General features: G+C 54.1%; 18 protein-coding genes. 15 read left to right on the forward strand and 3 right to left on the reverse strand.

The window, feature by feature from the left end; translation table 11 throughout:
* The first annotated feature begins 1 nt into the window (after position 1).
* From ACOZ4I_RS08625 to ACOZ4I_RS08670, 10 genes are all read left to right on the forward strand, one after another.
* Positions 2 to 943, forward strand: a complete 942-nt coding sequence (locus ACOZ4I_RS08625; RefSeq protein WP_424004758.1) for an ArdC-like ssDNA-binding domain-containing protein — start codon at positions 2 to 4, stop codon at positions 941 to 943.
* Between the two features lie 304 nt (positions 944 to 1,247).
* The gene (locus ACOZ4I_RS08630; protein WP_424004759.1) at positions 1,248 to 2,387 is read left to right on the forward strand and encodes a hypothetical protein; all 1,140 of its coding nucleotides are present in this window, start codon (positions 1,248 to 1,250) and stop codon (positions 2,385 to 2,387) included.
* Positions 2,388 to 2,457: 70 nt separating this feature from the next.
* Complete coding sequence (locus ACOZ4I_RS08635; protein WP_424004760.1) at positions 2,458 to 2,634, forward strand: hypothetical protein; 177 nt, start codon at positions 2,458 to 2,460, stop codon at positions 2,632 to 2,634.
* A 190-nt stretch (positions 2,635 to 2,824) separates the two neighbouring features.
* Positions 2,825 to 3,763 (forward strand): transcription initiation factor IIB, encoded by a 939-nt coding sequence (locus ACOZ4I_RS08640; RefSeq protein ID WP_424004761.1) that lies wholly within the window; start codon positions 2,825 to 2,827, stop codon positions 3,761 to 3,763.
* A 434-nt stretch (positions 3,764 to 4,197) separates the two neighbouring features.
* A complete protein-coding gene (locus ACOZ4I_RS08645) occupies positions 4,198 to 4,506 on the forward strand; it encodes an SWIM zinc finger family protein (RefSeq protein ID WP_424004762.1) in 309 nt (102 codons plus the stop codon).
* Positions 4,507 to 4,729: 223 nt separating this feature from the next.
* Complete coding sequence (locus ACOZ4I_RS08650; protein WP_424004763.1) at positions 4,730 to 5,047, forward strand: hypothetical protein; 318 nt, start codon at positions 4,730 to 4,732, stop codon at positions 5,045 to 5,047.
* A 4-nt stretch (positions 5,048 to 5,051) separates the two neighbouring features.
* A complete protein-coding gene (locus ACOZ4I_RS08655) occupies positions 5,052 to 6,743 on the forward strand; it encodes a hypothetical protein (RefSeq protein WP_424004764.1) in 1,692 nt (563 codons plus the stop codon).
* Positions 6,744 to 6,828: 85 nt separating this feature from the next.
* Entirely contained in the window at positions 6,829 to 8,109 is a 1,281-nt protein-coding gene (locus ACOZ4I_RS08660; protein WP_424004765.1) for a hypothetical protein, read from the forward strand.
* 2 nt (positions 8,110 to 8,111) lie between these two features.
* Complete coding sequence (locus ACOZ4I_RS08665) at positions 8,112 to 9,125, forward strand: hypothetical protein (RefSeq protein ID WP_424004766.1); 1,014 nt, start codon at positions 8,112 to 8,114, stop codon at positions 9,123 to 9,125.
* Positions 9,122 to 11,044, forward strand: a complete 1,923-nt coding sequence (locus ACOZ4I_RS08670) for a VirB4 family type IV secretion system protein (RefSeq protein ID WP_424004767.1) — start codon at positions 9,122 to 9,124, stop codon at positions 11,042 to 11,044. Before ACOZ4I_RS08665 ends, ACOZ4I_RS08670 begins: the two co-directional genes overlap by 4 nt.
* 1,014 nt (positions 11,045 to 12,058) lie before the next feature.
* Here the strand turns inward: ACOZ4I_RS08670 and ACOZ4I_RS08675 are convergent.
* Positions 12,059 to 13,936, reverse strand: a complete 1,878-nt coding sequence (locus tag ACOZ4I_RS08675; RefSeq protein WP_424004768.1) for an ABC transporter ATP-binding protein — start codon at positions 13,934 to 13,936, stop codon at positions 12,059 to 12,061.
* A gap of 238 nt (positions 13,937 to 14,174) precedes the next feature.
* On the opposite strand from ACOZ4I_RS08675, the gene glnA2 reads away from it, so the two are divergent.
* The 4 genes from glnA2 (at position 14,175) to ACOZ4I_RS08695 (ending at position 21,163) form a co-directional block, all read left to right on the forward strand.
* On the forward strand, positions 14,175 to 15,500 hold the full coding sequence (glnA2, locus tag ACOZ4I_RS08680; protein WP_423998573.1) for a gamma-glutamylputrescine synthetase: 1,326 nt from the start codon (positions 14,175 to 14,177) through the stop codon (positions 15,498 to 15,500).
* Between the two features lie 131 nt (positions 15,501 to 15,631).
* Entirely contained in the window at positions 15,632 to 16,969 is a 1,338-nt protein-coding gene (locus tag ACOZ4I_RS08685; RefSeq protein WP_423998575.1) for a diaminobutyrate--2-oxoglutarate transaminase family protein, read from the forward strand.
* A 260-nt stretch (positions 16,970 to 17,229) separates the two neighbouring features.
* Positions 17,230 to 19,077, forward strand: a complete 1,848-nt coding sequence (locus ACOZ4I_RS08690; RefSeq protein WP_423998577.1) for an IucA/IucC family protein — start codon at positions 17,230 to 17,232, stop codon at positions 19,075 to 19,077.
* A 58-nt stretch (positions 19,078 to 19,135) separates the two neighbouring features.
* Entirely contained in the window at positions 19,136 to 21,163 is a 2,028-nt protein-coding gene (locus ACOZ4I_RS08695) for an IucA/IucC family protein (RefSeq protein ID WP_423998579.1), read from the forward strand.
* 118 nt (positions 21,164 to 21,281) lie between these two features.
* Here the strand turns inward: ACOZ4I_RS08695 and ACOZ4I_RS08700 are convergent, their stop codons facing one another.
* Positions 21,282 to 22,472 carry an ABC transporter substrate-binding protein gene (locus tag ACOZ4I_RS08700; protein ID WP_423998581.1) on the reverse strand — a complete coding sequence of 397 codons (1,191 nt, stop codon included), beginning with the start codon at positions 22,470 to 22,472 and terminating at the stop codon, positions 21,282 to 21,284.
* Positions 22,473 to 22,518: 46 nt separating this feature from the next.
* Between ACOZ4I_RS08700 and ACOZ4I_RS08705 the strand changes: the two genes are divergently transcribed.
* Positions 22,519 to 22,680, forward strand: a complete 162-nt coding sequence (locus tag ACOZ4I_RS08705; RefSeq protein ID WP_423998583.1) for a hypothetical protein — start codon at positions 22,519 to 22,521, stop codon at positions 22,678 to 22,680.
* Between the two features lie 1,265 nt (positions 22,681 to 23,945).
* Here ACOZ4I_RS08705 and ACOZ4I_RS08710 read toward each other — a convergent pair.
* A complete protein-coding gene (locus ACOZ4I_RS08710) occupies positions 23,946 to 25,199 on the reverse strand; it encodes a Cdc6/Cdc18 family protein (protein ID WP_423998585.1) in 1,254 nt (417 codons plus the stop codon).
* Positions 25,200 to 25,264: the final 65 nt, after the last annotated feature.

Here is a 25,264-nt window from a genome sequence, read left to right on the forward strand (position 1 = left end):
GATGGCTTCTGACACGAACTCGCGAGTGACCTTCGAGACGACGGACACTCGCAACGATGAGATGCACAGTACGATCGAACAGTGGGCCGAGGAGCTGGTGGAGAACGTCGAAGCGGCGAAAGCCAGCGATCAGTTCCAGCAATGGCTGGACGTCCAGAGCCGATTTCACGACTATTCGCATCAGAACACGCTCCTGATTGCGCGGCAGTGTCCCGATGCGACGAGGGTCGCGGGCTATCGGACGTGGCAAGAGGAGTTCGACAGGCAGGTCGACGAAGGCGAGCAGGCGATCTGGATCTGGGCTCCGATCATCGCCAGACAGTGTCCCGACTGTGGAAACTCGCCGAACTACCACGAGAACACCGATTGCGAATACGACGAGACGCCACCTGAGGAGTGGGCGAAGGGAGCAGTCTCGTTCCGGCCAGTACCTGTGTTCGATATCTCCCAGACGGAGGGCGAACCACTCCCAGAACTACAGACGGAAGCACACGGGGACGCCGCTGACCTGTTGCCAGCAGTCAGCGAAGCTGCGGACACACTGGGGGTGCGTGTGACTTTCGTCGACTCGGGAGAGTGGGAGCACGGGAGAGCAAACGGCATCTGCCAACCGACGGACGACGCGGATGAGTACGACGCTACCGTCGCGATCAAAGCCGGTGGGAGTCCTGCAGCGACGGCTGCAGTCCTCATCCACGAGTACGCTCACGCGTTGCTTCACAGCGGCGTCTCCGACAAGCCCGAACGCGAGAAGCGCGAAGTAGAGGCCGAGTCGGTCGCCTACGTCGTCGGTCGGCACTTCGGGCTGGATATGAGTGGGTCGGCGCTGTATCTCGCGGCCTGGCAGTCCGAGGAACCGGAGACGATTCTCGAGCGACTGGGCCGGATCAGTCGGACGACGACCGAGGTGATCGACGCGATAGAAGAGTGTGAAGCGGAGTAAATATCTCGAATACAATAGGATTTCAACAGAGTCAATGTACGACTAATTCAACGAACCGGAATGAAGTCCATTCTGACATGATATCACTCTAAGTTCATCACTTGAGTTCCCGATGATGTTTTATCACGAACTTAATAGAGGTACAGTGTGCACATTGCCTTGCTCCGATAATGCTACATCCATATTATAAAATATAATATAATCAGGGAAAAATAAATATTCAAACACATAAAACTACTGTTACCTTTGGGTGGCTACCGGTAACCAATGTGTCAAGTAATCTCTCTCCGGAAATCCTATCGCAATGTCCCTGAAATTTCCCCGCCGAAGCTTCCTCACCACTGTTGGTGCTACATTCCTAATAAGTGGAACTGCATCTGCGAGTAAAAGAACAGAAATCAACCCAGTGACACTGAAAGGAGATATAGAGGAGCCAGTTCAACCGAAACACGTCAAGGAAGAAAGGCGCCGGCTTGTTCAACAGTACAACCTAGATGATGGAACCAATTTCCCACTTTACTCGTTTGAAAACGACTCCACAAAAATAGTTGTAGGATATGGGTTCTCAATTGATAATGGAGTCCCTGTCGAGACTGTGTATAAAATTCCAAATATTGAGGGTAACAGCTCGACCGGTGCAAATAGGACTCAAAGCCGATTAGAAACGCAAAAGAGTCCTCCAGAAAACGATCAAGTTGATGAAACAATCGAAAATTTCCACTCTGAGATCGACCAATTTGAACAGGGTAGCCGGAATTCAATTATAAATGACGATCAAGTTTCAACGAACCAAGTCGGAAATCCAGAACCGGGTTGGGACAAGCAGGGAGAATTAAACGTAGCAACAGCAGTACATAGGACTTATTATGATGGTAGTAGTCGGCAAATAGGTCGTATTGATCTTGACTCGGAAGTTTGGAAATCAATGGATGAAAACCGCGACTCAGAGGATAAATATGCCTGTGCACTTCGCGGCGAAATGTGGCCATCGAAAACAATTGACCATATCGGAGAACCGTATTACAGAAATGATTACTCTCATCTTATTCAGGATTGGGATGCCACGATGATGGGAAGTCCGACAATAACGGAATCAGATCCAGATAATGACGAGAGCGAGTCTATTGATATGACATTATCTATCACAACTAGCAAAAGTGCAGGGCTTACTATAGACTGGCAAACTCCTTATATTTCCCGCTCCGAAACTTCACAACCGGATGAGACAGTCGGCTGGGAGTTCACTTATCCTTGGAGAGCAGGTTCTGATGCTAGGCACGACCATATCCAACTCTATTGCTTAGGAGAGTCTTGGCTTGATTCATCTCACCGAGAGTACGATATGATCTTGGATACGAAATTTGAAGGTAGATTTAAAAAGGATAATCCAGAGGCAGAAGGGGATGATACGCTTCACTCCCCAGTACGGTGGAATAAGCTGTAACCCCATACCGTACTTCACTCTTTCACTTTGGTATCAATAGTTTCATGAGTTAAGTAATTCAAATGATAGTATGTCCGTAGACAAACTTCGAAACGATATTCAGATCCAATTAGTGGGGATACAAATCACTCTTGTTGCAGGAATGATTCTATTGGGACTTCCATTTCCAGCACATATCCAGTTATTCATAGTTTGGCCGATTGTGGCAATAGGAACTATTATGACAATATTTGGATTGATTAGATGACCAGATTTGTTGAAATTTCTATTCCCAGACATAGCACACAGTGAAACAGCCGCTCGCAGAACGAACTGTGAAGAGATAGAATAGTTCCAGAATACGGGCCACATCAAGATAGCTAGTTGTTCTCACCGCAGCGGGTTTTGTCGCCCCCTGAGGGGTGCGGGGCCAGGCAGATTCGGCCTCGTACAGACAGATGGCTTCCAGAGAGATCTACGATACGGGATTCGACGAATCGAGCGGTCGAACGATTGCGGCGGACACCTGCCCAGAGTGCAGTGGTCGCCTCGAAACGGAGTGCGGTGAAATCGCCTGTCAAGACTGCGGCGTCGTCGTCGAGAGTTGCCGACTCGACCGGCGTAGGCCTCGGCTGTTCGCAGATGACGAAACGTCAAAAGCACGAACCGGAGCGCCGCTGACGGAAGCGAGACACGACAGAGGCCTCTCGACCGAGATCGGCTACAAGCGGGATGCAAACGGTAACACGCTCTCATCGAAGAAACAGCGACAACTCGGTCGCCTCCGTCGGGAACATGGACGGGCGCGCTGGCGGTCGAAAGCCGAACGGAACCTCGCGACCGGACTGGTCGAGATCGGACGGCTCAGCGGCGACCTGGAGCTGGCACAGTCACTGCGCGAGCAGGCGAGTTCGCTCTTCCGAACTGCACAGGACAATGACCTGCTCGTGGGTCGATCGATCGAGTCAATCGCGGCGGCGAGCGTGTACGCGACCTGCCGGCTGAACGGGACGACGCGAACGCTGGCGGAGGTTGCAGCCGTCGCATCGGTCAACGTGGACCGCGTGGAGAACGGGTACCGAACGCTCAACGCCGAACTCGAACTCCCCGTGCCTCCGCAGTCTCCTGTCGCATTCCTGCCATCGCTTGCGGCCGAGTTCGAGCTACCCGCCCGAGTGGAACAGCGAGCCCGCGAGTTCGCTGTTCGCGCCCACGACGAAGGCCTGAGCAGTGGGACCCATCCCGCAGGCTTCGCAGCTGCCTGTCTCGCGGTTGCCGCCTCGTCGATGGCGGACCCACCGTCGCAACTGGCGTTGGCTGATGCGGCAGACGTATCGACGGCGACGATTCGCAACCACCGCGATCGACTCACGGCATTCCTGGCGGCGGACGAATGATCAGCGACTGGCTTCGTCTGCTGTTCGAGCGTGAGGAGAGTGTGTACCGGGAGTGTCGCAGTTGCGGCACGACAATCGCGAAAGAGGCCGAGACTGACGCCTGTCCGCAGTGTGGGCACACTGGGATTGCCGTCTACAAACTTCCCTGAGCGATCGGGGCTCTTCTATCGTCAGTGTAGAGCAATCGGATAGAACACACGAGGGTACCTTTGCAGTTCGAGTGTTCTGCAGAGTTTTTGTGCGCCCTTCGGGGTGCGGGCGCACTGACGTGTGGCCCAGAATCGATCATGCACCCACTCGAAGCACTGACGTTTTCGACCCGAGTCGCAAAGCGCGCACAGTACGAACGGTTCGTAATCGAGCCCATCAAGTCGGGCTTTCGGGTTCGCAACGAGAGCCACGCCAACCCCGAAGAACACGAGTATCTGGTTCAAATGGACGGAGTCGTCCCGATAGCGTGTAGCTGTCCGGCCGACGAGCGATTCGACGGTGCGTGCAAACACCGGGTCGCGATTGCGATCCGCCGTCCGAGTTGGAGCCCCGAACAGGCCCCCTCCAGAGAGACGACTCGCATTCGTGGCGATGGCGGCCCTTCGGTCAATCCCAACACTGCTGACGTAACTCCATCAGACGAGCGACACTCTGCGGAGGAATCTGCTCCCGACGATTGTGAGGACTGTCTGCCAGCTCTTCCCTGCTGGGAGTGCTATCGACAGGAGCGACGAGGTCCTGTCGATCAGTAAAATATACTTTTCACACTAAACTTAGATAGTTAAATTTATATCTGAAACACAATTTTCTACAGATTTCTCACTGAGGAAATGGGGTTTCCGGGGGGAAACTCACCGACTTAGTGACGACTATGGAAGAATGACGGGGGTCACATCGAACGCCGAGAATTCGGCGACAACACAGAGTCGCATCGCACTGCTGAAACAGTACAGCCTACAGGCATCCGTTGGGGTGGTGGCACTGGCACTGCTGTGTGTCGAGCCGGCCGCTGCACAGGATATCGGCGACGAATTTTGCCAGACGGAGATGGCGATAACGATCAAGAACATCTTCACGCTGATCCAGTTCGGTGGGCCACTGGTCGGCGGCACGCTTGCACTCGGTGCAGCGGTCGCGACACCGATGGTCCGACAGTCCGACACGAAACTGGAGCTCAAGCAGATCCGAACACAGGGACTGGTATGGGGGGTCATCGTTGCGCCGCTAGCGACGACGATCATCCAGTTCCTGCTGACGTCGGTCGTCTCGGGTGGGACGAGCTGTAACTTCTGAGCAGATGGCTCGCACGCTCCTGCTCGGACTCGTCTGCCTCTGTGCCGTCTTCGGCACAGCCCTTCCAGTTGCGGGTCATCCACCGAAGGAACCCGACCACGGCGTGAACGAGTCGTCGTTCTGGGACCTCTGGAGCGGCGACGACGAGCGACAGATAGCGGCCAGCGACACCGTATCGGCCCAGGAGGCACTCAGGATCACGAGTGACGTCCCACTCGACGCGCCACCGAAAGCGGCCGAGACGTGGAATCGACGCGATATTGCCGAGATACCGACGACGAATCGTTCGACGGCGGTCTATCCAACTGGTGCAGCGCGTACCGACGGCACGTATCTCAAAGACGTGAGCGTCACAATCGCCGGTGTCACACCGTCGACGAGAGTGCTGCTGTCGGACCGACGCCAGCCACTGTACGTCGCCCCGAACGGAACAGTTCTCGGAACGGTCGACTATCGAGTGGCTGTCCCGAACGAAACGGACTCGCCGACCCGTCGAACAGAATGGAACGTCACTTCACACGACATTGAATCCGTGACGCTCCTGATGGACGGCGAGCCAGTCGCGAACACCACGACAGATACCGTCGTCCGTCTCGACTATCGGGATCAGTCGAAAAATGTCACGGGGAGCCAGCCGCTGACGCTTCGAGCAACGGCGACCGTCGAGGTGACAAAGACGATCCACAGGGAGAAAACGGTCTGTGCTCCGGTCGGTGAGAACAGATCCTGTCGGGACTACTGGACGCGACAGATAGAGACCCACAATGAGACAGTCACCGTCGAACAGACGCGGGAGGTGAGCGTCTACGAGCCAGCACTGTCGGGCTACCGGACGACGTATCCCAACGGCGACATGGGCGTCGTGGTGTTCCGAAGTCAGCCCTGGTATGGACTCCAACTACCAGCCGGAGAGATTCGAGGGATCTGGCGGTTCTACGTCGCGCGCGACCAGCAGTGGGACAGACTGGTCGAGACAGACGGAGAGACGACGACAGCGCGACACTCGCCAGTGCATCCGGTCCAGGTGTACGCCTATCCCATTCGGACTGGGACGACACAGGACGCCCACCGTGACATCACGGTCCTGGATTCGTACGGGCGGATACTCCCCGCACCCGACCTCGATTCCTCGGTCGCACTGGATGCAGTGAGTGGCACCTACGTCGGAAGCTTCGGAGTCGCTGCCCGAGCGCCAGCGGGAGATGGGAACCAGTCGGTTCGAGCCAGGGGGCTCGTTCGGGGGACAGAGACGCGGCTGTCACCAGACTCGACGACGAATCTCTCGGTGAACCGGAGCGAGATCGACCTCGTCGTACAGAATACGACACCGAACACCGTGACCGTCGAGGTGACGCTCACAGATGCAAACACGGGTGCGCCAATCGACACGGCGTCGCGAGGCGGCTACATCCTCGTAGACGGCCAGCGGGTCAACACGACGGCAAACGGGACTCTCCAGGCGGTGGTCCCTCGACAGGGTGACGCCATCACCGCGACGTACACTCCCGACGACTGGTGGCGGACCGTCCCCGGCTACGTGGGCGATTCGGCAACCGTCCACGTGGAGGGGACCGTTCTCCGGTACGTCGACCTGTTGTTCACGCTCGTGGTCCAGATTGGCGCGCTCCTGGTGGCTGGCTTTCTGATCGACCGAATCACCGGGTGGGGCTTCTGGCCGCCCTGGAGGGGACTGTGATGGAGCGAGTTGCGTCGTCAAAGCCAGTAGTCAGGGCCTTGGACGACACGAGTTCGGCGATCATCGCAATTCCGGAGAAATATTGATGCAGACGCTGGGAGACGTCTTCGTCGACTCGTTCGAGCGGTTTCTCGAAAAGTTGGCCGACTCTGTATTCGGGTTCGTCGGGGACAACGTCGAAGCGCTGGTGGACCTCATCGTAACGACGCCGCGCCCGGATGCGATATTCAGTGCGCCGACGAACGGTGGGTGGCCGTCGCTGTATACGTACCACTGGGAGACGATGGTGCCGCTGTCGCTCTTGCTGTGGACGCTGTCGCTGGGCGTGGTCATCTTCCTGGAATCGACGAGTCATCTGTTTAGCGGCTACCACCGAACGAAGCTGAAAAAGCGGGCGTTCGCGGGGCTGCTCGGCATCCTGTCGTGGTGGTGGCTGGCCGCGATTTCGTTGCGGTTCGTCGACGGCCTGGTCGAGTTTCTCGTCCCGAACCTGGATAGTATCGGGCTGTTCGAGACGGTGTCGTTCGGTGCGATGGGCGTTGCGGGGATGACACTCGCCGCGTCACTCGACGTGGCGGTCTTCCTGGTGCTCGCGCTCATCTATCTGGTTCGCCAGATGGTGCTGTACCTGTACGTGCTGTTGGTGCCGCTGGTGCTCGTCTTCTGGGTTCCGGGGGTCGGGCCGTTCGCCCCGGTGGCACGGTTGATGTCGCGACTCGCGGGGTTCTACGTCCCGTTCCTGTTCATGCCGGTGCCGGTCGCGGTGCTGTTCCGGCTGGGTGAGTTGCTGGGTGAGTCGGTGACGCTGTCGATCGGTGGATTCGGACAGTGGCTCCTGGCGATCGTCACGCCGCTGATCGCGATCATCGTCCCGTTCGTGCTGTTCTGGCAGGCCGGAGCGCTGTTTTTCATGGTCGACCGGGCGTCCCAGCACAGTTCACGCCGTCGCGTCCGCGACCGGAAAGAACGGGTCGAGACCACTGGCGAACAGGGCGTCCTTGGCGTGAAGAACCTCCGTCGTGGACTCGCCGGCCAGTCCGCAATCAAGGCGAGTGGGCAGAGCGTGCTTGGCTCTGGGTCCTCCAGGGCCCACGCTGTCGGCCAGAAAGCATCGCAGGCGAAGCGAAGGCTTGGATCCAGACGAGAGAGGTCGGCAACCGATAGCTCCCAAACGAACGAGCGGAATCGCCCGGGTTCTTCTGAGAACTCGAGCGACGACACGAGTCGAGGTGAGGACGAGAGGACAGCGAATCACGACGAGGGCGACTCGGAGCCGTCGGACGAGCGTGGTTCCGAGTCTGAATCGACTGACACAGATGAGTCGGAGACCGACTCAGACGACGATCCACCACGGTACATCTACTGACAATGGTTGAGAGAACTCCTGCGAAACGAATCCCGAAGTCGCTCGGCACGGAAACGAAACTGCTGGGTTCCTATACCCTCGGTGACGCTGGCGTGGCGCTGTTGCCGGCCGTCGCCGTCGTCTTGCTCGGACAGTTACTTGTCCCGGCGTCGACGCGGGTTGGCGGCTACGCAATCCAGACGCTACTGCTTCCGATTGCCGCAGTCGCGGTGGGTGTGGGGGCGGTGTTCGTGTACGTGACGCCAGCGTACACGTCGAGTCTCGATTGGCTACTGATGATGGTTCGATTCCACACGACTGCGACCGAAGAAACGCATGCGGAGACGGTAGCTCATCATCAACTCGAGCGTGTGTATCCGATGCAGGACGTGATCGAGCGCCGTGACGGCGCGGTCATCGGACTCGTTCGGGTGTCGCCGCCGTCGATGGCGCTGGCGACGACAGACGAGTGGGCATCGACGGCGGATGGCTTTCAGGACTTTCTGAACACGTCGGTGACGTTCCCGATACAGATTTACTCGACGACACAGCCCTTCCCCGTCGAGAGGTACCTCGATCACTATCGTGACCGCCTGGACGATTCCGACGTGAAGGCGAACCAACGGCTGCAGACGCTGATCGAGCGCTATATCGAGTGGTACGAGCGGGACCTTGCTGCTCGCCAGATGACGATCCGTGACCACTACGTCGTCGTTACCGTCTCACCGGAGGAGGTCCAGTTCGAACAGGAGAGCGTGCTGGCGGCGCTGGGAGACGTGCCCGTACTCGGCGTGTTCGTCCGCGCAGTGACGGCCCCACCACCCGAAGCACAGCGACAGGCGCTGTTCGAGACGCTTGACGAACGCCTCTCTCGTGTGCAGTCCGGGCTTCGTGACCTCGAAGGGTGTGAAGCGATGGTCGTGGACGCGAGCGAGGGAGCGAAAGTCATCAGCGAGTTCTGGGCCGGCCAGACGCTAGCCTACGGTGACTTCGAGCAGACGCTCCGGACGCGCCCGCTCGTGGGAGAGCGTCGATGACCTGGGACTGGCTTCCTTTTGGTGGTGAGCAGGAGAAAGACGAGACACTACCGGACGAGGAGCCATCGTTCGAGGTCATCGAACGGAAGAGTGACCGGGAGCTAGATACACCCGCAGAGATTCATCAATCTCTCGTCGCGCCGTCGGAACTCGAACGAACACCGACGACGGTCCGCACTGGTGAGCGGTGGACGCGAACACACTGGGTGGGGCAGTTTCCAGACGCACCGCGAGATGGCCTCTTCGAGAATCTATACTCGACGGCCGAAACACGGACGACGGATATCTCGCTGCACATCACACCCCGGGACACGGAGGCGACGCTGGATTCTCTGGAGAACCAGATCGAGGACCTAGAGGCCGAGATGGAGTACCTCGCGGAGAAACGCCGAGCCGGCGCCCGCGGTGTCAGCAAGGACCTGCAGGACTATCAGGAACTGTACGACGTGCTGCGGAACACATCGATGGAAGCGTTCGACGTCTCGATGTATCTCACCGAGCGGGGTGAGACGCGCAAGGACGTGACGGGCGATGCAGTGGCGAACGCAGCCAGACGAGCGCCGGCGAACCTCACCCCAGTAACACCGCGCTGGTCGCAACTGGACGCGTTGATCTCGGCGAGTCCAGCGGGTGTGGACAAACTGAATCTGGAACAGGAGACGCAGACGCCGATGCTGGGCGGTGCGCTGGGAGCGATGTTTCCGTTCGTGGCGGGGGCGCTGGCCGAACACGGCATCGAGTACGGGACGTACGCACTCAACGAGAGTCCGCTGTTGCTCGATCGGTTTGCCAGGCAAACGGGCTACTGCATGATGGTGATCGGGAAGCTCGGCGCGGGCAAGTCGTTCTCGACGAAACTGCAACTCCTCCGCCGGGCGATGCACGACCAGGACACGGTGTTGGTGATGCTGGATCCGCTCGAGGGGTTCGCGACGCTCAACGAGGCGCTGGGTGGTGAGCGTGTGACCGTCGGTGGGTCACGGGCATTCAACCCGCTGGAGATCCAGCCAACGCCTTCTTCGGTGGTCGATTCGGTTCCGGACCTGGATCCCTGGGCGGAGCAGGTCGCGTGGGTGCTCACGTTCTTCGAGACGTTCTTCGAACACGTGGCGGGGAATCCACTGGGTGATCGGAAACAGACGCTTCGGCGGTGCGTGCAGGAAGCGTACGAACAGCAGGGCATCACGCGAGACCCGACGACACACGACCAGCCGTCGCCGACCGTTCGCGGCGTGATAGACGTGCTCGAACAACTACTGGCTGAACCTGGTAGGTTCGGGTACGTCACTGACGGCGAGCAAGAGAACGTCCGATCTGATGCGGAGTCGTTGTTGATCGACCTGAGGCCGTCTTTCCGTGAGGGTGGCGACCTCTCGAACCTGGCCGAACCGACTGAGTTCGATATCTCGAACGACGTGGTGTATCTCAACCTTCACCAGGAGGAAGGAACGCGCGGGCGGTCAGAGACCAGTCTGATGATGCAGGTGCTGTTCAACGCAGTATACGAACGCGCCAAGCAGACTGACAAGCGAGTGGTATTCGCCATCGACGAGGCACACTATCTGATGAACGACGCCACGTCGCTGGACTTCCTCGAGACAGCGGTGCGTCACAGTCGCCACTACGACATCTCTCTGCAGTTCATCACCCAGACCGGGGGTGAGTTCGCGCTGACGCCCGAGGCCAGGACGATTGCGAACCTCTGTTCGATGACCGTCATTCATCGCGTCGACGAGGCAGCTGAACAGTTAGCTGACTGGTTCGGCCTCAGTGATCGGGAAGTGGATTGGGTTCGCTCGGCGAAGGCTGGAAACGGGAATGATGGCTATTCCGAAGCACTGCTTGGTGTCGACGAAGAGGGCTGGTTCCCGATCCGGGTGCGGGCGAGTGAGTACGAAATAGCTGTTATCGGAGAGTGACCGATAATGGTGCGCTTGTATACGTTTTCCAAATATTCCGCTAAGTTTCGAACTCCCCAGACAAATTGAGACCGTCTTAGAGAAAAAGAGAGTGGAATTGCGGTTGATTATATCAAATATAAATATTTAGTTTTGATAGGCCGAATTCCCTCGCTAGTATTGGTTAATTAGAAATGTCCATACTCCATAAGGACTGTTTTAGGAGTTTTGAAATCTTAAGTAATGGGTTGGCAAAAATATATGGATATTTCTTCCCTAAATTACAAGACCTATAGCTATATTCGGGTTTTAGTTATCATATGGCCATATTTTAACTCTATTTTCCCATATATTGCGTCAGATATGAATAGTTGAGATCACCACCTCTCCTAAGAACATATTGCAATATTATTTATTAAAATTACTGTGCCTTTCATATCATGTTTGATATAACAAGCGTACAGATGTCATTTGGAATTTTGGAAGATTCCACAGATTGGATCATAGGACGGCGCTGATCAAGCCTCGCGAGAGGCATCCTGCACTCTGCAAAGAGTTGGGGTTGAGAGTGTCCCCGACCAATCGACACTGTGGCGCACATGTTACAAACGGTTACTACAGAACGTCGGGACCGAGATCCAGCGGTGGTACGTAATCAAACAGACATGTTCGAGTCCAAATATCCTCAATGCCGAGATCATGCCGATATCTGTATACTGTTTAGTCTCCGAGCGTATATGGAGCGAATAATTCTTGCTTCGTGTATTGTGGAGCCGTGAGGCAATAAAGGATCTATTCAAGCAGTAGTTCCCAATTGACCAGTTGTTAGCCGTAGTTGGTGGTGGAAAGCTAATGGCGATCAATAAGCTACATCTTTGATCGCGGCCATCGCTCTTATTAGTTTTAGATGAACCGAAGCTGAATGGAGACGAGGAGTTTGGACCGTCACATCACACCCTCGCATCGGTGACTGCAATGTGCAGCATCGGTTGGTCCCCGGCCGAGACTGCGGCACTGGCTGACCGTTGTTGTCGTTCAGTAGAGTACGTCGTCGGAAACTGATTGATCGTCACCGGACTGGACAGACCAGAGATTCGCATAGAGGCCACCTTGCTCAATGAGATCATCGTGTTTCCCACGTTCGACGATCTTGCCATCGTTGAGGACTAGAATACAGTCAGCGTCTGTGACCGTCGAAAGCCGATGAGCAATGACGAATGTTGTCCTTTCGGTATTGATCCGATCCAACGACCGCTGTATCGCAAGTTCGGTTCTGGTATCGACACTTGCAGTCGCCTCGTCAAGTACTAGGATCGTTGGATCCCAGAGTACAACCCTTGCGAGCGCAATTCGTTGACGCTGTCCGCCGGAGATTTTCACACCGCGTTCACCGACTTGAGTGTCGTATCCGTCAGGGAACTCTTTGATAAACCCATGAGCTTCTGCAACGCGGGCCGCCTCTCGAACCGCTTGATCAGACGCATCGAATTGACCGTACCGAATGTTTTCGGCTACCGTTCCATCGAACATTACCGGATCTTGGCTGACGTAGCCAACCGACTTCCGGAGGCTCTCTAGCGATAGTTTGCGCACATCGTGTCCGTCGATACGGATCGCACCGTCTGAGGCATCGAATAGCCGGAGGAGAAGTTTCGCAGCGGTTGACTTTCCGGATCCCGTTGGTCCAACTAGAGCGACGGTTTCACCTGCGTTGACGGAGAAATCGATCCCGTTGAGGACGCAATTTCCATCGTCGTACGCGAAGATAACATCGTCGTACTCAACGTGACCCTCATAATCGGAAAGTTCCAACGGGTTCGGGTCGTCTTCGATCCGAACGGGAGCATCTAACAGCCCAACAATGCGCTTCCCCGAAGCTCGCGCATTTTGGTACCAGTCGACGATCTTCGCCAGTTGGGCCAGTGGTGGTGCCAACCGCTGTGTCAATAGGATGAAAACGACGAATTCACCGACAGTCAACGTCCCGGTAAGGAACAGCGGAGGACCGGTGAAAACCCAGAGTCCGCCAATGAGGAATGTCGCCAATACGGTGACTCCCGTAAGCAACTCCATTCCAGGTCGGTATAATACGCTCAGTCTTATCGCCGCCATCTCCGCGTCAAACAGGTCTGACGCAACATTGTCAATACGGTCGCCCTCGTAATCTTCTGCACTGGCACGTTTGACTAATCCGATCCCAGTCAGTGCGTTTTCAAGACGTGTGTTGAGATTCCCTACGGCTGACCGTTTCTTGGCATACCGGGGTTCGATAGTAATCATAAACCACCAGGTGAACCCAACAAGGACAGGTACGATTAGGAGCGTGACGAAGGCGAGTTGCCAGTTCATGTAGAGAAGTAAGGCTGTAATTCCTGTGACCGTGACACCGACTCTAACACTCTCTCGGATCGCGTTGTCGAGAAATCGTTCGAGATTCGTCGTGTCGTTATTAAGTACGGACATCAGCTCGCCCGTCTCTTGAGTATCGAAAAAAGACATATCCAATTGCTGAAGGTGTTTGTAGGCATCAACACGGATTTTCAGCATGACACTATGGGCGAAATGGTTCATAGCAACACCACGAACCCACGCCATGACCGTCGTCAACGCAAGCGCTATCCCCACCAAACTAACCGAAATCCAGAATTGGCCAGCGGGTTCCGGGGGTACCCATGTTGTCGGAACCAGTGGGAGAGTGTATTCACTTTCCCCCGTAAATACCGCATCGATGGTGGTCCCGAGTACGACGGGCGTCACGAGTGCGGCAGCGTACGAAAGGATACTTGCAATGAGACCAACCGCGAGTATTCGAGACTCTGCTCGTCCATACTGGTCGTACAATCTAACTAGGGGCCGTCTTGACTCGTCTCGATAGGCTTCGATCCCTTCCGACCATGTCTCGTCACCACTCATCTGCTCTTGCTGTCAATCCGTTGCTTGGTGAATATTCTCTCCTGTCGGTTCATCCACACTGTTGACAGCCCAGACCATAAGCTAGTTTCCATATTTTTAGGCTAGCCTAAAACAACTAAATACTTTTGGATAGCATAGTAGCTGATATTTGAGACCAGAATCCATGCGGGGTTCCGTCTGACAGGAGCGTCTTTGGCCGAAAGTTTTTAGGCCTGCCTAAAATATGTGTTGGTGAAATATGACGAATAGAAATACAGAGCGTACCAACAATACTAGCTTCGATTTGATCCGTCTGGTTTTTGTTACGCAGAGTGGGGCCGTTCGGACGCATGTGATCAACGCAGAGAAAGTCGACACAGTCGTTGAGAACGGGACACCCATCTCTGAGTTGATCCAGAGCTACAATGCATTTGGACGGCGCGAGAAGGACGGGCGACTCGGTGCTGCTGGCGAGGTTAAGCTTCAGCCAGATCCCGAGACAATGCGGTCGCTTCCATACGCTGAGAAAACCGGGTGTATGCTCTGTGATATTGAAACCTTGGCCGGTAATTCCTGGCCTATCGACCCACGGTCGTCACTACGGAAGTTCATCAACGAAATGGAATACCGACCGGCCGTAGCCTTCGAAAGTGAGTTTCACTTGTTCACAGGAGGATCAGACGGAGAGGCCCAGCCACTGGACACGAAAGGCGCGTATCTGACCGAAAGCACACGAGAGTCACACGAGACGATACACCAGATCGTAACCGCGCTCGAAAACCAAGGTGTGGTAGTTGAGAAATATTATCCGGAATATGCGGCCGGGAAACACGAGATCGTGACTGGACACCAGCCAGGTTTACGAGCGGCCGACGAACATATCCTACTTCGGGAGACCGTCAAGAGCGTCGCCCGGACGGACGACCTTCGGGCCACCTTTCTTCCGAGGCCTTTCGGTACCGCCACGAACGGCTGTCACATCCATTTATCGCTCTGGGACGATGTCAATCGGTTCTACGACTCAGCGAGGGGAGAACCGAGCGAACTGTGCGAACACTTCATTGCTGGGATTCTTACTCACGCGCCGGCACTGCTGGCACTCACAGCCCCAACTGCGAACTCCTACACCCGATTACGCCCCCAGTACGGTGCTGCCGGGTTTATGTGTTGGGGGACAGGTAACCGTGAAGCACTAATTCGGATCCCAGCTACCCAAGCTGGCACAGAAGAGCAGTCGACTCGCATTGAATTCCGCGGAGCCGATAATACTATAAACCCGTATTTAGCCTTAATCGGACTGTTAGCCGCCGGTTCGGACGGCATCCAGCGTGAACTAGAGCCACCAGAACCTGTAACTGTTGACCCAGCCACACTGTCACCGACCAAACGAGCTGAGTGCGGAATTGAGCGCCTGCCTCAAACACTTGGTGCTGCATTAGATGCCCTTGCTACCAATGAGACGATGCGGGATGTGCTTGGCGACGAGCTTCTCAAAACGTATTTGGAAGTCAAGCGGAGTCACTGGGATGCCTTCACCGACAGTGCGCGATCCTGGAATCGTGATCGTCTTCGGACGATCTATTGAACTATCCATTATCTAATTTATATCGGATAGGTGTGTTCTACCCCAACACTTTTATTTTTTTAGGCTGACCTAAAATTGAGTATGCTTAAAGCCACAATTTCAGCACGGACAGGACAAGTGGGGTGGAGACAATGAGATACGACGAATCCAACGAAGAGCTCCGGACAAGCCAGCAAGCCCGTGAATCTAGCGCGCGGACATATCCCCGGTCACTACCCTTTGCTGTTGATCGTGCACAGGGTCTCGAATTACGTGATGTTGATGGGAACACGTACCTCGACTGTTTAGCCGGTGCAGGCACACTCGTACTAGGCCACAATCATCCAAAGGTGACACGCGAGGTTGAAAGGCTCCTCTCTGAGGATCGTCCGCTCCACACGCTTGATATCACAACACCCGAAAAAGAGGCATTTGTTGATGTGATCTTCGAAAGTCTACCAGACGAGTTCACTGAGTCGGCCAAGATACAGTTTTGCTCGCCCGCAGGAACAGACGCCGTCGAAGCAGCAATCAAGATAGTCAAAACAGCGACGGGAAACAAGCCGGTTCTCGGATTTCAAGGTGGATATCACGGGATGACAACCGGTGCGTTGAGCCTCATGGGAGATACAGCGACGAAAGAGTCGGTACAAGGACTGATGCCGGGAACCCATCACCTGCCATTTCCAGATCCGTACCGGCACCCCTTCGGGTTAGATGGGCAGAATCACCAGCCAGTGACGGCGTTCATTGAGCGGGTATTGACCGACCCTAAGAGTGGCATCACAAGTCCTGCGGGAATGATTTTCGAGCCTGTCCAGGGAGAAGGCGGGGTCAATCCTGCACCAGAAGAGTGGATTAGGGACATACGCCGACTCACCCGGCAGGAGGGTGTACCCCTGATCGTCGACGAGATTCAGAGTGGGATGGGACGGACGGGAGAAATGTGGGCGTTCGAACATGCAGGCATTATTCCAGATGTAGTAACCTGTTCAAAGGGAATCGGAGGTGGACTACCGCTGGCGGTCGTCATCTATGATGCCTCTTTGGACGAATGGAAGCCAGGAGCCCATGCTGGTACATTCCGAGGTAACCAACTCGCGATGGCTGCCGGTCGGGCTACAATTCGAGAGATCTTAGAAAATGACCTTGACGATCACGCTGCGCAGATGGGCGAACGATTTCTTACGCGACTCCGGTCATTGGAATCCGAGTTTGAGCGTATCGGTGACGTCCGCGGTCAAGGACTGATGCTTGGCGTTGAATTCGTCGATGGCGATAGCGATGGCGACGGCAATTATCCCCCAGAGCCGAGCGGTGAGCTCGCTGCCGCTGTAAAATCGGAATGTTTCGAACGACGCCTTGTGATCGAAACCGGCGGTCGTGACTCTGCAGTCGCACGGTTTCTCCCTCCATTGACAGTGAGTTCCAACGAAGTTGACGAGGTCGTCACACGGTTCAGGGAGGCAGTAACTGCCGTTCTGGGATAGATCGGTTTCCTCTGAAAACTCGGGGATGATCATCTCTGGCCCGTAATTCAGATAAATTACTATCCGGCGACTCCAAGCGTTGTGATTTGACCCACGATGAGGTTTGGGGATGAACAAAAATAAACTCCGACAAATTCTAGTATCCTTTAGGAATAATATCAATAGCTATTTGAGCCTTTAGGCCGGCCTAAAAATTGGACGTTGCAATGAAGATACACAATAGAGCGACTAGAGCGTGTGACTGCCGAGGTGACTGATCGATGGAAAATTATGAACGACTCCAGAACGTAATGCAGGGAGACCATTGGAAAGCTGCCAACAGCGAGATGCTACGGCGTGTTCTCCGGGAGTTCATCCGGGAATCGATTCTGACACCGAGACAAATAGGGACAGTCAAAGCCACAGAAAGTGAACCAAGCGATAGCTGGGGACGCTACATTGTAGGTGTGGACGATGGAGTTGCCTATCGATTTGACGCTAATCCACGCCCATTTAGTTGTTACCGAATTCGAATGGGCTCAACTTACAGATGCGAGGACAACGAGGAATGGACAGAAGCGACAGATCCACTTCAGTTCATCCTCGATTCACGCCATCTTATTGGGATCAATTCGGTGACAACTGGTCATCTACTCCATGAGTTTTACAACACACTCGTCGCAGACACTCATATCCGTGCTCAGAAAGCCGACCGAGAGAGTGATTCGATTCTCGACCTTCCGTTTGCCGCAGTCGATGGTGAGATGGAGGGACACCCCAAGTATACCTATAATAAGGGTCGGATGGGATTCGGATACGACGACTACCTCGCGTACGCCCCCGAATCAAAACAGCACCAAACACTATCATGGCTCGCTGTACGGAATGACAGAGCAACCTTCCAGTCTATTGCTGGACTGACTGCAGAAGACCTCCTTACGTCGGAGCTCGGTGAGCAGTATCAGCGCTTCAAGACGACTGTCTCAGAACAGGGATACGATCCAGACAACTATCATTTGATGCCGGTCCACGATTGGCAGTGGAACGACAGCATTGCACAGTTGTTCGCCGGCGAGATTGCTTCTGGAGCACTCATTCCGCTTGGCGAGGGTCACAATGAATACCTCCCACAGCAATCGATTCGGACGTTTACGAACCTGACCGATCCGACAAAACATCAGGTGAAACTTCCCCTCAAGATTCGAAATACCAACGTCTATCGTGGCATCCTGGGTGAACAGGCCAAGGCTGCACCAGATGTCACGGAGGTCATCAAATCGATTCGTGACGATGATCCGTACTTACGGGATGAGCTCGACTTGGTGTTGCCGGGCGAGATCGCGAGTGTAAATTACCAGCATCCGAAATACTCACAGCTCGACGATGCACCCTATCAGTATCATGAACTACTGGCCTGTATCTGGAGAGAGAGTTCGATAGCGCCTGTGAGGGAGAGCGAATCGTCACTCTTGCTCGCTGCGGTGATCCACGAAGACTTCGATGGGACTCCGGTAGTTAGCAAGCTCGCTGAGCGAGCAGGTCTCGATATCGACACATGGCTTGACAGGTTTTTCGAGGTATTCTTATTCCCAATTCTACACTATCTCTACAAGTATGGTCTGGTGTTCATGCCTCATGGTACCAACGTGAGCCTTATCCATGAGCAGGGAGATCCGAAACGTATCTCGATCACCGATTTCGTCGATGAAGTTGCAATCGTCGACAGAGATTTCCCCGAGCTGATTGAAAAGCTACCAGAAAAGTTCCAAGATGGAGATCAGTTCAAACATTACATCCTCAAGAGGAAGCCCCCGGTGTTACTGACTCATCGGATCGTCGGAACAGTGTTTGATGGGGTCGGTCGATTTGTGTCGGATTTGCTGGCACGCCATCATGGATATCCGGAATCACGATTCTGGCAACAGTTTCACCATGCCATCCAAAAGTACCAAGACCGGTTTCCAGAATACGAAGATCGGTTTGAACTGTTCGATCTCTATCGACCTAGATTCCGCAACTACTGTCTGAATCGCAACCGCATGCTGGACAACGGCTACGAAGACAGCAGTACACGGCCGAAGGTACAGTATCACGGTACGCTGGAAAACCCTCTCCACCAGTTCAATTAATAAGGACCCATCGATGACACGATACGAACCAGTAGGGACGTGGGCTGGACCCGATCAGTTGGGATTCGACGACCTCACCGCTTGTGAGCGAGACGTACTCCCCGCTGCACGGATATACGCAGCTAACAACGACCTTGCCACTCCACCGGAAGATGCCTATTTGGCTGTTCTCCCATTAGCTCGCCGGTTGATTCTTTGCCGGTTGGTCGGTGGACTCGCACGGGACTGTCCACCAGGGGTCGAAACTCCGGGCTTAGTTGAGACAGATGGTTCCAGCTCGATAGCCGATGCGGACCTCCCGGACGGGCTCGACATTGCGACGGTCGTTTCGGAACACCCCGATCAAAGGATCCTCGTGGTACCGATCCCGGCGGCAGGTGTCGTGATCGTTGCGCCTATCGCCACCGTTCGAGCCTTTGAGCGGTATCGCTTCGATATGCCGGTAACAATTCACCACGTTGACGATGTGACCTCCATATGTACGCCAGTAACCATCGTTGACCACCTGGAAGACGCGGAAATATTTCAGTCTGCAGCCGACGCCGGTCGTTTCCGGAGCGAAGTCGACGAAAGTGTGGCGAACCTCGGTATGGCACGACTTGCAAAACAGGTTCAATGGCAATCAGTTGCTGACCCGCCAACACCAATGACAGTCGATATCGAGGGAACCGATCAGACAACTGCGATGGACCGGCTGGTCACCGACGGACACCCGTTTCACCCAGGCACAAAAATCAGACGAGGAATGGATCCGGCTGCTGGACTGTCATTCGCTCCGGAACTTACTGGATCTATCGGTATCCGCTTCGTCGCGATCCAGACCGGACAAACTCTGGAAGCAAGCGTCGACGGTTCATCACTCACTGACCTCCTCTTGGACTCTTACCCGGAGCTTCGATCAGCCATCAACCGGCAGATCCCCACGGGCGAATTAATGAAGGAATATACCGTGTTACCAGTCCATCCCTGGCAGTATCAGCGCATACTGAGTTCTCGGTATGACGAAGCCCGTCACAATAACACAATAATCCCGGTACGTGACATCGAGCGTACTGCGTCGCCGTTGCTGTCTGTCCGAACGTTGGTTCCGGACGACAGTGAGACGGCAATTGACTCACCGCCCCACCTGAAAGTACCACTTGGCGTCCAGTTAACGAACGTTGTCCGAACACTCTCACCTCATGCAATCTCGAACGGACCGGCAATCACGAGTCTACTCAGAGACGTGTTCTCGTCAGAGTCGATTACCCGCCTCGGTGTACTCGAGGAACTTGCTGGAGCCTGTTACCATCCCGCCGGTGGCCCTCATTCGGAGGGGGAGAAGTATGATGATGCACGGAACCTCTCGGCCTTAGCCAGGCAGCACCCACGGTCACACAGGTTAGTCGGCCCAGAGAGTACCGTGATGACGGCAGCCAGCCTCCTCGCCTGCACACCCTGTGGCCGCAAGTCGATTCTGTCTGGCGTCATCGACACGTTCGCGAGTCGATCTGAGACGGCTACTCGCGAGGAAATTGTACTCCAATTCCTTGAGGCGTACGTTGATACGGTTGTTCCTGGAACACTCAGGTTACTCGTTAAGTACGGCATCGCGCTCGAAGCCCATCTCCAGAACACCTATCTGGTGTTTTCGAACGGTGAGCCGATGGGAGTGCTCATCAGTGACTTCGGAGGCATCCGGATTCACAAACCTCGACTTGAGACGCAGGGCCGAGAACTGACAACGTATCCCGATTCGAACATCACGACGACCAATCCGGAGGCGACTAGAGAGAAACTGTGGTATACTCTCTTCCAGAACCAGCTTGGGGAACTAATCGGCCGGTTGGCGGATATCGAGCCCGTTAATGAAGAAAATTGTTGGATATCGGTCAGAGAGGTTTGTGAGCGGGTTTTCGATCAGCTCAAATCAGACTCGGATGTACCAGTATCTTGGGTTGATCGGCATCGTGAATCGCTGTTTGACGACAAAATGGTTCATAAGGCTCTCACAGCCATGCGACTTCATGATGAAGACCTTAATTACTGCCAGACTACTGTCTTGAATCCACTCGCTCTGAAGGAGGGATTAGCCAGCGACGAGTGAGAAGACTCTGACCTCCCTTGGGGAGGGGGTGCTGTCGTAGTTCACACGTCTACAATACGGTGGTCGTGGATCGGAATCCTTTCACAGAGCAACCTAACCGTGAACTGATTCTGTTCGATTATGTGGTTCCGTTGATGATGTCTGCAACGCGCTGGCGATCAAACAGCTTCCTGTCGGAGGAGATATCACCGAAAGTGTCCGGATACAGTTGTTGTGCGGCTTGTTCGGTTTGAAAGAGATTCTGGATCGGGCCTTGCCAGAGTAGCCCACCACGATACACTCGTCCGTTCTGTACGGCGGTCAATTCACTACCGACTGGATGATCCTGCAGGGAAGCAAGGACCGTATCTTGGAACTCACTGGCGGATTTCTCTTCGTGTCCCCGTATGAGTAACACATCGGGATCGATCGTCAGCAGGCTCTCGAAATCGAGGTTGGTCCGGTTTTCTGCACTAAGTTGTTCCACGCTCGTATTCGCGAGTGCATCGGTAACCCCAAGATCGTGCCATTGTTTCTTATTTGTCCCCCTATCATCAAGCCGATACGGTGAGAACGTCTCCGGTTCCGCTGACCCTTCGTAGGTGAGCAGGACACTCGGACGATCGCTTTCTGCTGGGAGTCTGGACTGGATATCAGCAATATACTCGTCATGAAATTGTTTGAACTTCTGGTATTGCCCCTCTTTCTGAAATACGTGTGCGACCTTCTCGAAGGCTTCGTACATCGTGTAGTAGCGGTGATCGTGCCATTCATCGGAACGGCGGTAGATCCGATTACCGATGAAGGGACCGACATTCTCCGTGATTTCAGCCAGATCCTTATCGGTCCAGTCGAATGACCGTTTCATATTCTCTGGACTGATAAGATGTACGTCGTTGTCCAGTTCGTAGAAAGTCTCCTTGTCGATCCCATCAGCCCACAACGCCGTCAACGAATCCGAATCGACTGAGACACCAGGAACAGCGTCATAGAACGCAGTGTAATACTCCGAAGGCTGGCCGACACCGGTCAGATCATCGCTCAGACCGAGCGCGACGCCCATATCCGCATAGCCAGGGTAGTAGGTCGCCCACTTGTCGGGAACGCTATCGAAGGTGACCTCTCCTGCGGGCGACATCGACACTGCATAGCTCTCGTCTTCGGATGTCGAGTTCGTAGTTGACCTGCTCCCCCCCGTTTCAGTCGGGGTTGACCCGCTATTTGACTGGCCCGCACAGCCGGAGAGCAGCCCCCCTCCTACAATTGCTCCGCCATACTTCATGTACTCTCGCCGCGTCGGCGCTTCATGGCTGCTGGAATTGTCTGCCATGTGTTTTAGGCCCACCTAAATAACCAAAAAGATTTCGAATTTTAGGATGGCCGAAAACTTAGTGAAGAGAGTGGACTGGGTTCACTCGGCGAAGGCCGGGAACGGACGTGATGGGTATTCTGAAGAACTGCTTGGTGTCGACGAAGAGGGCTGGTTTCCGATCCGGGTGCGAGCGAGTGAATACGAGGTAGAAGTTATCGAAGAGTGATCAACTCCGAGGAGGCACACACTAGATTTTCACCATCACATACGAACTTAGGACCAGCGACCTGTCAATGGTGCTTGGTGAGAAAGACAATCTCTCCACTCCCTCTTCGGACGCTGAAAGAAGTTGCTCTAATCGAAAATAGAACCCGAATACGGGTTCCAAAGAGGCACTCTCGTACTCCGAACCCGCAGAGATGGCATGTATCGTCTTGACCGAGGGTATTAGTGTCAAAAACTGGCGAGAGATGAAGCAGCCCTGGGAGACAAGTACAGTAAGTAGACTATACTCGCGGTTAGGAGTGTATGGTCAGAGTATTCTGATTTACATCTCCAAAGGGGCTAGTTAATAGACAATTCTGACTATTATGGATACAGATATGGGAGATAATACGAGAATTCGGAAGAGTGGAGATAAGATGCTACTATACTTCTCCATATGTGGGGTTTAGAAATATGGCAGGTGTAGGACTGAGAATACACAACGGGAATCTCGATGATCGAGACACGCTCTCGTCTCTAAACTGAAAATCGAAATCACAGTCGTACATGTGTTATTATGAGTTGCAGCAGTATTGTAGATGGATAGACATGATTGAGTGTCGAATCAGCAACTATACTCAGATATCTTCCCTGATTTCTGTAGTCCAATTATCACTAACCCAAGTCAACACTAACATAAATCAGGTGACACCTCAAAACCATATTTTGGGTAGTATAGTTGTTGAATCCAGACAGACATTTCTGAGTATATGTTTACATATACCTGTCTGGGTGCATCTATGCTGACGGCCCGAAACAGGATAATAGCGAATTTCTATGTGGCTCGTCAGGGATGTTGATGGGATTGACAAGTAGTTCGGGTCAGTGACCAGGATTGATTGAGTCTACGTGGTGAAAGACGGGAACAGGCGTTGCTGGATATTGTCGAAACGATCTGATACATTCGGTTCCTGTGAGGTGCGTCATTCAAGGGGGAATTTGCATCCTTGCAAGCCGTCGGGCGAGCAGTACGGTAGTCCACCGCTTGATTTCAGCTAGGGATGAGTGGCGGGTATACTACACACTCTCACGGGGGGCACAACAACTCCGTCCCACACCGAATTTCCGGAGTCTTCCTCAATCATTGCAATCACTTTGAGAGCAGCGATTCGTGTACTGGCCGTCAATCAATTACCGTGAGACTCACACTCCACGTAGCGAGGTTCTGAACATCTCTCTTGTATCCAGTCTCAAGGAGACACACCATATTTCCGGAGTCTTCTCTGCTCACCCTATTCGCGTGTTCGACGATAATGACTCATGCATACCGATGTCATCGATTGTTTCCTCGAGTGCGGTCACAATGGTTTCCAGGGCGTGATCAAGTTCGAATTCGTAATAGTGACCACCGGCTTCTCCTTGATTCCGTTCGGAGATTGTGAGCGCACCGAGCATATCTAATTCGCGCAAAAAGTCACGAACTCGTCGAGAGGTAAGAGACTCTACGCCTGCAATATCACAAATTTGGGTATAACGCTCGTGGATTTTCCGAGTCCGTGCGGGGGTCTGGCCTTTTGCGGAAAGCGTTACCAGTGCATACAGAACGTATCGGCTATGGTCGTGCAGTGAACGGACACCGGCAATAATTCCCTCGCGCTGGACACGACTCTGCCCCTCATTGACGTCTTCTTCTGTAACAATCTCTCGATTATCGTTTCGAGCGATATCTCCTGCTGCACGGAGTAAATCGAGCGCTTCCCTGGCGTCACCGCTTTGCTTACGCCCGTACGCAGCACAGAGTGGAATTACCCCCTGGTCGAGTGCGTCCTCTTTGAACGCGATTGTCGCACGTTGTGCCAGTACTTCTCTGAGCTCATCTGCTTCGTACGTTTCGAAGAAGATCTTTTTCTGACACAGAGACGATTTAACCTTCGGTGACAGTCGATCGGAGAACGTTAGGTCGTTGCTGATTCCGATTACACCTACTCGTGTTGAGTCGAGTGTATTCTGTTCAGCGGCCCGAGAGAGCTGATACAAGATAGAGTCTTCGCCGACTTCTGTATGATCGATTTCGTCGAGCACCAGTAAGACGATCACGTTCTTCGTCGCGTCGTGTTCAGAGCCGACTGACTCTAGTTCATCCCACATCATCTCGTACACTTCAGACGTACTGTATCCGCTTTCACCGATTTTATTTGCTGGATCTCGAAGTGAATTAATAATGGCGATTGCGACCCGATAAGACGTTGTGAGACCGTCGCAGTTGATGTATACGGACTCGATCTCGGTATCTGAATACTGTTTGACGTCTTGCTGGAGATGTGAAAGTAGGTATCGTGTAGCTGCTGTCTTCCCAACCCCGGTCTTCCCGTAGAGAAAGATATTGTTCGGATCCTCTCCCCATATCGCGGGTTCGAGGTAGTCAGTGTACTGCTGAAGTTCAGTATCTCGTCCAACCAATTCGTCCGGTGTGTATCGGTCTGAAAGAACATCTCGATCAGCAAAGGGTGTTTTCCCGCGGGTGAAGACTGGATCTGACATTGGAGGATAATATTCAGCGACCAGTGATAAAGATGTCCTTCTACAATAACTATAGTTACTGGTGC

Source organism: Haloarcula salina, from assembly GCF_049603855.1.
Lineage (GTDB): Archaea > Halobacteriota > Halobacteria > Halobacteriales > Haloarculaceae > Haloarcula > Haloarcula salina_A.